Source organism: Bacillus pinisoli (assembly GCF_023036475.1).
Classification (GTDB): domain Bacteria; phylum Bacillota; class Bacilli; order Bacillales; family SA4; genus Bacillus_BS; species Bacillus_BS pinisoli.
This window is the reverse complement of record NZ_JAJQKI010000019.1, coordinates 50134-61995: the sequence shown is the minus strand read 5'-3', so window position 1 is coordinate 61995 and position 11862 is coordinate 50134. Positions and strand designations below refer to the sequence as shown.

14 protein-coding genes are annotated in these 11862 nt (G+C 36.8%); 4 read left to right on the top strand and 10 right to left on the bottom strand.

Annotated features, from left to right (window positions below; genetic code table 11):
* Positions 1-4: 4 nt before the first annotated feature.
* Together LT143_RS18820 and LT143_RS18815 are read right to left on the bottom strand one after the other, a co-directional pair.
* On the bottom strand, positions 5-1267 hold the full coding sequence (locus tag LT143_RS18820; protein WP_246945808.1) for an EAL and HDOD domain-containing protein: 1263 nt from the start codon (positions 1265-1267) through the stop codon (positions 5-7).
* A 232-nt stretch (positions 1268-1499) separates the two neighbouring features.
* Positions 1500-1679, bottom strand: coding sequence for an H-type small acid-soluble spore protein (locus LT143_RS18815; RefSeq protein WP_246945805.1), 180 nt, complete (start codon positions 1677-1679; stop codon positions 1500-1502).
* Between the two features lie 165 nt (positions 1680-1844).
* On the opposite strand from LT143_RS18815, the gene LT143_RS18810 reads away from it, so the two are divergent.
* Positions 1845-2114 (top strand): atypical membrane-integrating protein (Mistic protein), encoded by a 270-nt coding sequence (locus LT143_RS18810; RefSeq protein ID WP_246945802.1) that lies wholly within the window; start codon positions 1845-1847, stop codon positions 2112-2114.
* A 12-nt stretch (positions 2115-2126) separates the two neighbouring features.
* On the top strand, positions 2127-3122 hold the full coding sequence (locus LT143_RS18805) for a potassium channel family protein (protein ID WP_246945797.1): 996 nt from the start codon (positions 2127-2129) through the stop codon (positions 3120-3122).
* Here the strand turns inward: LT143_RS18805 and LT143_RS18800 are convergent.
* From LT143_RS18800 to LT143_RS18790, 3 genes are all read right to left on the bottom strand, one after another.
* Complete coding sequence (locus tag LT143_RS18800; protein ID WP_246945794.1) at positions 3119-3526, bottom strand: YugN-like family protein; 408 nt, start codon at positions 3524-3526, stop codon at positions 3119-3121. The two genes, LT143_RS18805 and LT143_RS18800, sit on opposite strands and share 4 nt — an antisense overlap.
* Positions 3527-3653: 127 nt before the next feature.
* Entirely contained in the window at positions 3654-5003 is a 1350-nt protein-coding gene (locus tag LT143_RS18795) for a glucose-6-phosphate isomerase (RefSeq protein WP_246945792.1), read from the bottom strand.
* Positions 5004-5332: 329 nt separating this feature from the next.
* Positions 5333-6496: an iron-containing alcohol dehydrogenase gene (locus LT143_RS18790; RefSeq protein ID WP_246945790.1), complete on the bottom strand. Its 1164-nt coding sequence runs from the start codon at positions 6494-6496 to the stop codon at positions 5333-5335.
* A gap of 157 nt (positions 6497-6653) precedes the next feature.
* On the opposite strand from LT143_RS18790, the gene LT143_RS18785 reads away from it, so the two are divergent.
* Positions 6654-6887: a DUF378 domain-containing protein gene (locus tag LT143_RS18785; protein WP_163179530.1), complete on the top strand. Its 234-nt coding sequence runs from the start codon at positions 6654-6656 to the stop codon at positions 6885-6887.
* A 57-nt stretch (positions 6888-6944) separates the two neighbouring features.
* On the opposite strand, the gene yugI is transcribed toward LT143_RS18785, so the two are convergent.
* The 3 genes from yugI to LT143_RS18770 all read right to left on the bottom strand — a co-directional run bounded on the left by yugI (position 6945) and on the right by LT143_RS18770 (position 9187).
* A complete protein-coding gene (gene yugI, locus LT143_RS18780) occupies positions 6945-7334 on the bottom strand; it encodes a S1 domain-containing post-transcriptional regulator GSP13 (RefSeq protein ID WP_246945788.1) in 390 nt (129 codons plus the stop codon).
* A 93-nt stretch (positions 7335-7427) separates the two neighbouring features.
* Complete coding sequence (locus tag LT143_RS18775) at positions 7428-8636, bottom strand: hypothetical protein (protein WP_246945786.1); 1209 nt, start codon at positions 8634-8636, stop codon at positions 7428-7430.
* Positions 8636-9187 (bottom strand): RNA polymerase sigma factor, encoded by a 552-nt coding sequence (locus LT143_RS18770; RefSeq protein WP_246945784.1) that lies wholly within the window; start codon positions 9185-9187, stop codon positions 8636-8638. The genes LT143_RS18775 and LT143_RS18770 overlap by 1 nt, the downstream gene beginning before the upstream one ends.
* Before the next feature lie 308 nt (positions 9188-9495).
* On the opposite strand from LT143_RS18770, the gene LT143_RS18765 reads away from it, so the two are divergent.
* A complete protein-coding gene (locus LT143_RS18765) occupies positions 9496-10356 on the top strand; it encodes an alpha/beta fold hydrolase (protein WP_246945782.1) in 861 nt (286 codons plus the stop codon).
* A gap of 63 nt (positions 10357-10419) precedes the next feature.
* Here the strand turns inward: LT143_RS18765 and LT143_RS18760 are convergent, their stop codons facing one another.
* Together LT143_RS18760 and LT143_RS18755 are read right to left on the bottom strand one after the other, a co-directional pair.
* Positions 10420-10677 carry a DUF1871 family protein gene (locus LT143_RS18760; protein ID WP_246945780.1) on the bottom strand — a complete coding sequence of 86 codons (258 nt, stop codon included), beginning with the start codon at positions 10675-10677 and terminating at the stop codon, positions 10420-10422.
* 499 nt (positions 10678-11176) lie between these two features.
* Positions 11177-11758, bottom strand: a complete 582-nt coding sequence (locus LT143_RS18755; RefSeq protein ID WP_246945778.1) for a superoxide dismutase family protein — start codon at positions 11756-11758, stop codon at positions 11177-11179.
* Positions 11759-11862 lie beyond the last annotated feature (104 nt).

Sequence of the window (11862 nt, the reverse complement as noted above, 5' to 3'; positions counted from 1 at the left end):
GCATCTACTGGGTATTCTTCTCTTCTTGGTCATCTACTTCTTTTATTAACTTATTTGCCCATACATTTGCTTCTGCATATAAAGAGAATAAGTCGTCTTCCTTAAGAGTGGGAGCTATTTGCATAACCGCGTCACTATCCAGTTGCATTCTTTCCACCGACTTAATTGTATCCAGCACAACTTTCAGCTCATTCTCTTCTCCTAGTAGAGCTTCTCTAATGTCTGTAGCTAGAGGAAGTTCTGATAAGATTTTATCAATCGGAACATGAAGGATTGAATCAACCAATGAGAACATCCCGAGTAGGAAATATTTAGAACTGTTCATGCGGTCGCCCTGAAAATTAGCAATCAACTCACCGAGTTTCGCTCTTGTTAAACTCAAGTGGATGATTTCTTTAGATGTCACGTCTTGACCATTATTGTTTGCACCTTTAATCGCTAAAACATAAATCCACTTCTTAATCTCAATAAGTCCAAGTAACACCACCGCTTGCTTGATGGAACTAATCTCATACTTAGGTCGAATGGTTGGAGATTTAATTAGCTTTAACAGTTTATAGGAAATGGATAAATCCTTTTCTATTACTTCTGTTATATGATCGATATCTGGGACAGGCATATCCAATTCTTCAAGCACTAGTAAATAAGAATAATAGTATGAAGGGATATCATGACTCTGAAGTATAATCGGCTTACTAAAGAAGTAGCCTTGGAAGTAACTGTATCCGTCCTGCTTCGCTTCCTCGTATTCTTCTCTTGTCTCAACTTTTTCCGCAAGATATTGCAGTTTGTACGGATGTAAGTATTCCATCAATTGATTTCTAGCAGCTCTAGTTGTAGAGCGGAAATCAATTTTTACGATATCCACATAATGCAAGAGTGAAAGGATTTTATCATCACCATGTAGAAGGAAAAAGTCGTCTAGAGCAATAGTATAGCCAAGTGATTTTAGTTCTTTGCAAATCTGAATCACTTCATCAGTCGCTTTTACATTCTCTAATATTTCCACTACGATGGAAAGTGGTGTAAAGTAGGTCGGTACCTTTAGCTTTAAAAGATTCTCTGTAAAGTTAATAAAGCAAGGCTTACCATTTGAAAGTTCACCTAAGCCAATATTCAAGAAGCTGTTTACAATGACGTCAGTAGTAGCTTGATCTCCATCGGTATGGGAATATTGATTGTACTGACTGTTTCTATGTAGCAGTTCATATGCAATTACGTTCTCTTTATCATTAAAAATGGGCTGTTTTGCAACATAAACCTCCATTTATATTCCCGCCTTACTCGTTAATTATTTCTTCCATTCCTATCATAATATAAAATCATTCTTATGGATATGAAAAATTAGAATAGTTAGTAGATTGAAAAGGCTTTTCCAGGCACTAATATGTGATTATGTAACCTTACTTTTCTTCTATGAGTTGGAGGAGTGAAGCTTATTTTTTGTTCTATTAATAAGAAAAGATAACAGTAGCCGCTGCTGTTATCTTTTCTCTGCCTTATTCCTCTACTAATTCTCCAACAGGTATATCCATTTCCTCTTCTGGCTTAGAATGTGTATGAACTCTTGCTGTGTTTGCATTTTCATCAACACTTTGAATCCATACTGGCACCCCATGATACCTTACTGTGATTTCTGCAGGAGAAGATACAATTTGTTTAACTCGGTTTAATTCCATTATGCTCACTCCTAAGCTTTTAATAGGAAGAGTGTTAATCTTCCCTTCATTTTCCATTAACAACATTTATTATGTTTCTAATTTTTACTTTCATACGAGGTATTCAAATTAATCGAGGTTATGAGGGTCACAAGATATGGAAACAATATAAACTGAGGTGAGAATATGAAGGTTAACGATCAGGAGAAGCAGTCTCTTAGTGACTCAATTGACAAATTAAATGAAGGCCTTGATGTAATCATTCAACTTTATAATGATGCAGAAGCAGATAAAAGCCTCATTGCTTTTGAAGATGACACCATCGAGATTATTGAAAAAGCAAAAGGTGTATATGGTGAAAAGGAAATTGATGAACGAATTAACAAAATTATTAAAGAGATCCTCTCACTTCTCCCCCTCGATCAGATTGAAAAGACAAAAGAAAAGTCTAAATAAGAGGTACGGATGATGAGACTACAATCGATATTTATCTCTTATTTAAGGCTACCTCTTGTTGCGAGACTTGTTCTTTTGGCATTATCATCTATCTTTGTGTTTGGTTCTATTATTCATTTTGTTGAACCATTAAAATTTCCAACTATCTTTGAAGGAGTTTGGTGGGCAATCGTGACGGTATCGACCGTGGGATATGGAGATTATTCACCAGAAACCAAAATTGGTAGGATTGTTGGGATTATGCTGATACTTGTAGGCACTGGCTTTATGACTTTATATTTTGCTTCTTTATCCAAAGCAACTGTAACGAAACAGAACTCGTATCTGGAGGGAGCAACTACATTCAAGGGCAAGAATCATATCGTTTTAGTTGGGTGGAATGAGCGTATAAAAGAAACGCTTCATCAGTTATGTCATACAAAAGGACAGCTTTCGATTGTCTTAATTGATGAAAGCCTTACAAGAAATCCGGTTTCATTCGGGAATGTCACCTTTATTAAAGGTAATCCTACACATGACGATACTCTCCAACGTGCTAATATCGCGGATGCTGAGATGATTGTTATTTCTGCAGATCAAAGTAAGAATGAAGTACATGCGGATATGGCGACTATTTTAACATTAGTCACTGCAAAGGGCCTAAATCCTAGCATTTATACAATTGTCGAGATTTTAACCCAAAAGCAGATCATTAACGCCAAACGTGCCGGAGCAGAGGAAGTTGTAGAAACAAACAGACTTTCAAGTTTTGTTATTACTAACAGTATTGTCTCTCACGGTATTTCAGAAACCCTGCTTGTTATGCTAGATCATTTGGCTGGAAATAAGATTGAATACATAAAGGCTACAACGAAAGAAGTTGGACAAAGTTACCATGACATTATCAACCAATTAATAGTGGTACATATTTTGCCGATCGGTATAAAAAGAGGAGATGAATCTTACATTAATCCATCCCCTACTTTTATTATTCAAGAAGATGATGAGCTTTTAGTCATCAAACATTAATCTTGTAATAATAGATCTTCTAACTCTTTTACAAGTGATTGACCTAAGTCAATATATTTTTCTGGAAACGTTGCATCGGGATCTTGTGGTTCTGAGAATTGATTAAACGTAGCTGATTTATTCCAAACAGATACATAATCATCCAGTCCAATCTGGTACTTGTGTGAAAGTAAGAAAGGTCTTTGTAATTGGACAGTAGCATTTTGGGAATCTAACTGCCCATCAATTGCCTTAAATGGAACTCGCAAGAATTGATAACCTACCTCGTCATCAATTTTGTAATCAAAATAACCATGATCATAATCCCAATTACCACCGATATCATACCCAAGTGGTTTAAGCTCTTGTTCCAATCTATATAAACTAAAAGACTGACCCTCTAAGCGAGAAGGTACCTCTATCATGAAAACCATCTCCTCTATTCAGACTAATTTTAGGTTAACCAGGTAGAGTAGAAATTATGATGGCGACATAAAATGGGGAATTTTGTATAGACAAAAAGGACTCGAATCCGAGTCCTTTTTAACATAATTATTTTAATCTTTTTTCTAGCTCAGCACGTTTTTCTTCAAAGCCTTCTTTACCAAGTAAAGCAAACATATTTACTTTATAAGCTTCTACACCAGGTTGATCGAATGGATTGACTCCTAATAAATAGCCACTCATCGCACAAGCCTTTTCAAAGAAGTATACTAAATAGCCAAACGTGTATTCATTAAGTTCAGGAAGTTCTACAATAAGATTTGGAACTCCACCGTCTGTATGGGCTAGTAATGTACCTTCAAACGCCTTCTTATTAACAAAATCTACTGATTTACCCGCAAGGTAGTTAAGACCATCTAAGTCCTGAGCCTCTTCTTCAATAATCAGTTCATGACGAGATTTTTCAACGTAAAGAATTGTTTCAAATAAATCACGACGACCTTCTTGAACATATTGTCCTAGTGAATGAAGATCTGTTGAGAAGTTAGCCGATGAAGGGAAAATTCCTTTTTGATCTTTTCCTTCACTCTCCCCAAATAACTGCTTCCACCACTCGGCAAAATACTGAAGGCCTGGCTCATAATTAATAAGCATTTCAATGGTTTTGCCTTTGTTATATAGAACATTTCGAACAGCAGCATATTGATAGGCAGCATTTTCAGTAAGCTCAGAGTGACCAAAATCTTCACTAGCTTGAGCCGCGCCTTTCATCATCTCTTCAATATTCGCTCCACTAACAGCAATAGGAAGTAATCCAACTGCAGTCAATACTGAATATCTTCCACCCACATCGTCAGGTATAATGAACGACTCATAGCCCTCTTCCATGGCTAACGTCTTTAGTGCTCCACGCGCTTGATCAGTTGTCGCATAAATTCTTTTTCTTGCTTCCTCTTTACCATACTTTTCTTCTAGAAGCTTACGGAAAATACGGAACGCAATCGCTGGTTCTGTCGTTGTTCCTGATTTAGAGATAACATTTACTGAGAAATCTTTATCTTCTAGTAGATCCATTACATCTTTTAAGTAAGTAGAGCTAATATTGTTACCAACAAATAGGACCTGTGGTGTCTTTCTCTGCTCTTTTGTTAACGCGTTATAGAAAGAGTGGTTTAGCATTTCAATGGCAGCACGTGCCCCTAAATAAGATCCACCAATTCCTACAACAAGTAGTACATCTGAATCAGACTTAATCTTCTCTGCACTCGCTAAAATTCTTGAGAATTCCTCGCGGTCATATTGCGTAGGTAGGTCAATCCACCCTACATAATCATTACCTGCACCTGTTTTTTCATGTAAAGAATGGTGAGCTACCTTTACGGCATCACTTAAATATGTAAGTTCATGTTCTCCAAAAAAGGATAACGCTTTGGAATAATCAAACTTAATATGTGTCAATTAGAAAACCTCCTTTATATGTATCAGTATTTCCTCTTTCACTTTACCCGAAACCCTCTCATTAAAGCAATAGCATGGATATATTGGAAACGGATACAATTTCTTTATTTGGTTTAGTATTAATTTTTTTGCGTTGCTTTCTATTAAATGAGAGATTGTGAAATAATTCTTTTTTTCGTGGATTTATGGAAAAAATCGTGGAATAACTTTATTTTTCGTGAAATAAGGAAAAAAATCGTGGAATACTCAATATTCTTATTGAAATAACCTGTTGCTCTCCATAGAAAAAGCCTAATACAGTTCAATAATTGTATTAGGCCCATTATTTCTTATAAAGATGCTCGTAAAATTGATAATACGTCTTCTTTTTGTAGTGTTTGATACCCACCGAATGGTCCTCTAGACATTGCTTTATCTGCTACAAGGTCTAGCTGGTCATCACCGATTTCGTAATCAGCTAATCTTGATGGAGCACCAATGCTATTCCAGAACTCTCTTAGCTTATCGATCCCTTCTAAAGCTACTTCGCGGTCTGTTTTCCCTTCAGGATTTACACCAAATACTCGAACGGCTAGTTGCGCATTTCGGCTGACATCCTTATCTAATGTATGTTTCATCCAGTTAGGGAAAAGAATCGCTAATCCGCCTGCATGAGGAATGTCATATACGGCTGATACGGCGTGCTCAATACCATGCGAAGCCCAGTCTCCACGATATCCCATTGAAACCATACCGTTTAGTGCCATTGTTCCACAGTAAAGAATCGTTTCACGTAGCTCATAATTTTCTAAATCATTTACTAATTTAGGTCCAGCTTCCATGACCGTAGTTAAAATTGATTCGCACAGACGATCTTGTAATGGAGTGTTTGTCGCGTTATGGAAGTAATGCTCAAAAACGTGAGACATCATATCTACGATTCCATACACCGTTTGATCTTGTGGAACTGTGAATGTATGTACTGGATCAAGGATCGAGAATCTTGGGAACGTTTCAGCGCTACCCCAACCATATTTCTCATTTGTTTCCCAATTTGTAATAACAGATCCAGCGTTCATTTCTGAACCTGTTGCAGCAAGAGTTAATACTGTTCCAAATGGTAATGCTTCATTGGCAACAGCTTTTCTTGTTACGAGATCCCATGCATCTCCGTCATATTTTGCGCCAGCAGCGATAAGTTTCGTGCAATCGATAACACTGCCTCCACCCACTGCAAGCAACACATCTATACCTTCATTTTTACAAATTTCAATTCCTTTTTTTGCAGTTGTTAGACGTGGGTTTGGTTCTACTCCTGAAAGCTCATGTACTTCAGCACCGACTTCTTCTAAAGCGGCAAGAACACGGTCATAAAGTCCGTTTCTTTTAATACTTCCTCCACCATAAACAAGAAGTACCTTTTTTCCATATGTAGGAATTTCTTTTTTAAGCTGAGATAATGTATCTTTACCAAAAATCAGCTTAGTTGGATTGTGAAAAGTAAATTGTTCCATCGTTAAACTACCTCCCCATTTCTTTCATACTTTTATTATGTATGACAGTACATAACCTTGTAAAGGAAAGTGACTCTCTTAAGTATGTATAAAAATATTCAATAATACTCATCATAATCTTGAAGTTATTTTAACCATACACTAAGGAGGTAACATGATGAGTACAATTCAACGCCTTGCTTTAGCTCTTACAATAATCGGTGCAATAAACTGGGGATTAATTGGATTTTTCCAATTTGACCTAGTTGCTGCCATCTTCGGTGGACAAGATGCTGCCCTATCAAGAATCGTATATGGTCTTGTAGGAATCTCTGGATTAATCAATCTTGGCCTTCTATTCAAACCATGGAAAGAAGTTGAAACAAGTCCAGAAGCTAGACCAACTAGATAAATTCTGGAAGAATAAATAAAACAGGTAAGAAGCCATTCGCTTCTTACCTGTTTTAATTTATTTCTTTAATAAGTTTTCACGATCGTCGGATTTCTCAATCCATTCTTCTAACTTATCTTTAAGCGTATTAAATCCATGAGCCTCTGTGTTCAGCTTCTCACTATTACGTTTAATAATCTTTTGTAACGGTGCTTTTTCTGGAGCCTTCTCTGTTGCGCGAATGGAAAGACTAATTTTCCCCGCTTCTTCATCGATTGAAAGAACCTTTACCTTTACTTCGTCCCCTACTGTTAAATGTTCGCTAACATCCTTTACAAAACCATGCTTAATTTCTGAAATATGCACAAGTCCTTGTGTATTTTCATCTAGAGCAACAAACGCACCATAGGGCTGAATGCCTGTTACCTTCCCACTTAATACGCTTCCCACTTCAATTTTCTCAGACATCCGAAACACTCCTATTGTTATATTTTAATCTGTCTTATATACGCAATATAAAATTATACCATAGGAGGGGATGTTTATCAAAAAAGCATGAGATTACTTATTATAGTCAGCGACTGCTTCTTCTTTAAAATTACCCTTTTCCAAGAGATCATAATATTCTTTTACAATAGTATAGGTTTCTGTATCTTTATGATTAGCCAAGATGTATTCATAGCTCTTTTGTAGTTCAGGGTCTAGTTTACCATTAATAAAGGCCCGAGAACTATCTGCACCGTTTAGATAAAGATTTAGGTCAAATTGATATGCATCATTGATTACGCTACTAGAACCTTCATAACTATTCTTTAGTTCCTCGAGTTGGATAAGTCTATTCCCTAGTTCCTCCCAAGTTGGAATAATTGCTCCATCCATGGCTGTTCTTTTAATCATTAACTCTGCAAATTCTTTAACAACTGGATCTAACATTGTTCCAAATTCATTCAGATAGTATTGATAGTTAATTCTTGTACCGTATTGACCTTCACCACCAGAATTAATAAAAATATATCCGTTTTGAATGACTTCTTCGGCGAAGGCTCGTATTTCAGGGTCCTTAACATTTAATTGATTTAACATATCCAATCCTTCAAAGAAATCCTGACTCAACTTCTGTGAGAACTCTACACTATAGTTTCGTAGTTGCTCATCTAAGTAACTCAAGAAATTCTCCTGTTTCTCCATGATTATCAGAAAATCTGTATTTTCATTGATTTGTTGGAAGTCTTGCTTCGGAAGTTCAAAGCTATCTTGAACTATACTTTTTAAATCACTAAAGGTCTTCTCGAGATCGGTACTATCTTCAAAATTCTTGGGGTCAAGAGAAGCCGATTGTTCGACAAGTGTTTTCGCTTTAAGGATATGCTCTATTTCTTCTGCATTAGAAATAGATATAAATTCTATCTTTTCAAATGCTAGTTTCTGCTCGTTATAATAGGCTTCAAGCTCTTCATGCTTCTTTGCAATCTCTTCTGCTGTCACTTTTTCATTAGGTTCTACATTAGAGGATTCCTCTTCTGTGTTAGGTGAGTCACCTGGACTAGGACTAGATTCAGGACTAGCGAGTAATTGCACGACGAGGATTCCACCTATTAGTAATACACCCATAAAGCTCGCTACATATGGTAGCTGGGTCTTCCAGCCTTTACGCTTCTTTTGCAATTCTGTCTTTTGGATGCGATCCATAATTTGACTTGCCTTATTGATTGTAGGAATCTCTTCATAAGAATCTTTAAGTTGACGTAATCGCTTTTCTAATGGATCCATTATCTTTCACCACCCTTTCTTTCTTCCTCTTCCATTAGTTTCTTTAACATGGTTTTTCCTCTCAGTAGTCTTGTTTTCACGGAAGATAGACTAATAGAGAGAATCTCGGCAATTTCCTCATATTTTTTATCATGGAAATAAAATAAGATAATCGGTACTCGATACTTTTCATTTAACCGTTGAATGCTAATATGAAGCAGTCGGTCTTCTTCATTCTGTAAAAGTGATGCCTCCACCTCGGGATAATCATCCACAGGCTGAAGTTGAATTTTAAAAAGTTTACGTTCATTTTGCGTTTTCTTTCGAGCCATATCCCTCGTAACATTTAGCGTGATTTTGTACAACCAGGTTGTAAACTTTGCTTTTGAAAACTGGTCTAAAAATCGATAGACCCGTATAAACACTTCCTGAGTAATGTCATCTATTTCATCTCTACGATTACCTAACTGGTAGGCAAAGCGTTCAACAATAGGATAATACAACTCAATTAATTGTTGAAAAGCCATGTTGTTTCCTTGCTTTGCTTTTAGTATTAACTCTTCTTCATTCATCGGATTTCCCCCCATTTCTCTGAAAATATTTATTTAGTAAGGCTTTATTCAATAGTTCAATACTATGGCGTTTGGACGATTTACCTTTGATCTCTGCCCTTTCATAAATATAACGAAAGATGCCAAGCAATTGTTGCAAAAAAATGTGAACTACGTTTAAATTTTAGGAATCTTGGCTATATTGTTGATAAGGTTTTCTAGTATTCCCCCCTTTTATTGGACAAGTTTTTAAGTAAACTTGTCCTTTTTTATTTTTAAATATCCAGTATTTGAGAAAAATACCTATAAAAACAGATAGGGTGAAGAACATGACCGCAAACGACCCTCAACATTTCACCATCACGGTTGACGGACTCCAGATGTATTATGAGAAATACACGACCAACGCAACACCAGATTCTCCGACCATTGTTCTTATACACGGTTTTCTCTCTTCGACCTTTAGTTTTAGAAGGCTTATCCCATTGTTAACCCAAAACTTTAATGTAATCGCTATTGATTTTCCTCCCTTCGGTAAAAGTGGAAAATCCAAAAAATTTGTGTACACGTATGAAAATATTGCAACGATTGTAGTGAAACTATTAGAGCATTTACAAATACGAAAATGTATCCTCGCTGGTCATTCTATGGGAGGACAGCTGTGTTTACACATTATGAAGCAACGACCTGAACTTGTAGAGAAAGGTGTTTTACTATGTAGCTCTTCATACTTAGATCGCTCAAAATGGACGATCCGCATGTTCACGTACATGCCATTCTTTCCTTCATATTTAAAGCGCTGGCTCGCAAAAAAAGGTGTTAAGGAGAACCTATTAAACGTAGTGTATGATTCCTCAATGATTGACGAAGAGATGATGAACGGATATGAACAACCGTTTACTAATTCACGGATTTTCCCAGGTCTAGCAAGACTTATACGACATCGAGAAGCGGATTTAAGTCCAGAGCAATTGCAGCAGATCAATACGGAATGTTTATTAATATGGGGAAGTGAAGACCGGGTAGTACCGTTACAGGTAGGCAAAAGATTGAACAAGGATCTACGAAGATCAAAATTAATCGTTCTAGACAGAACGGGCCATTTAATCCCTGAGGAACGACCAGATCAGATTTACTCTTATATCAAAAGGTTTTTAGTAGATAGCTCTACCGAATCACTCTCTTATTAAATGAGGCAATTCAGAATACTAGATACAAACTAAAGAACACTGAAATTTTCAGTGTTCTTTAGTTTAGTTTAGTGTACATGACTCATCATTCTTCATATTAATAAGAATGGTTGCCATTTTTACAGATTCTTTTTTAGGTGGTACCTGATCAAAAGAGAATTCAAATATCTCTTGAATTCGCTCAACTAGTTTATATACTTCATCGTATTCGTGCACAGCCTGAATGATATCTGCAAATTCAGGGTCATAATTACCTGTACCAATTTGAAAGGGATCCCATTCTAAGAGAGCCTCATAGAGCCTTACATTTATATTGTCCATCATACTCACCTTACAGTTTTTTTCTTATCATACCACAATTCAATAAAATCAACCTCTTTCTTGCACAGCTTGTAAGTATAGAAAAAAACCAGGACCCTAGGCCCTGATTTCAACTAATTTCTTTCCCGTCTTCTAATATTGCCTTTTGAATATTCTTTTCTTTTTCTTTTGTACCTGGACTTCCTAACAAGCTACAGTCTTTCCATAGCTCTTCTTTTGCTTGCTGCCATGGTAACTCTGGTGCGATGATTTCTAGATAGGTTCTGACTTCATCATCCGTTAATCTTCTTCTTGTATTAATATCACGAACATCCCCGATGTTCCAAACGGATGTAGGTCAAGCTGGGTGAAAGATAGTTACCCCATCGTCTAATAAAAAAAGGCCATAGTCTCTGTTTTCTTTAATCACTTTCATGGTTGAGCCCTCCCCATAGTATGTATTCTAGGCTCTTTTCTAGAGTTATTAATGAAAACAGCCTTCTCTTTTTATTCGACGCTCTTACTTACTTTCCTCTTCTTCTTTCATCTCTTCTGCTTTACCTGGCTTGTCTTTATTTTTCTTTTGCTCTTCTAGGTTTATTACTCCACAGGCTATTCGTTTTCCAGCATCGCCCGCTGGTTGACTCATTCCGTCATCTGCCTTTTCATGAACAATTAAAGACGTTCCCTCTTTAATAAATAACGTTGTTCTACCTTCCTTTAATGTCACTCCATTTGCCATAAACTCAGCCTTTACAGTACCATCTGGCTCTGCCACTATGTTCGGCAAGTCCCCTGCATGAGCTCCGTCAGGATTAAGTAGACCATGATCCTTGTCGTCTGGGTTATAATGTCCTCCAGCTGATTCAAAATTTGGTCCCTCACAAACCCCTTTTTCATGAAAATGTATGGCATGGGGACCAGGCTCTAGGCCGGTTAATGCAACTGTAACTTGTAAGCCATCCGCCTTCTCTGTTAAAGTTGCGTAACCATGACTGTCTCCGTCTGCGTTCTTCAATTCAATATCAATCTTAGATGGCCTTGTTTCCGCACATCCACTTAAAAGCATGGCAGACCCAATAAGTAAAATCCATTTCTTCATCCTAGTTACCCCCAAAAGTCCTTTTTTTCGTATCTTGTCCATTTCAGAAAGCGTTTAAACGATATTAGAGGGAATTAAGCTGAAAACCCTGCTTACTTTCGCAA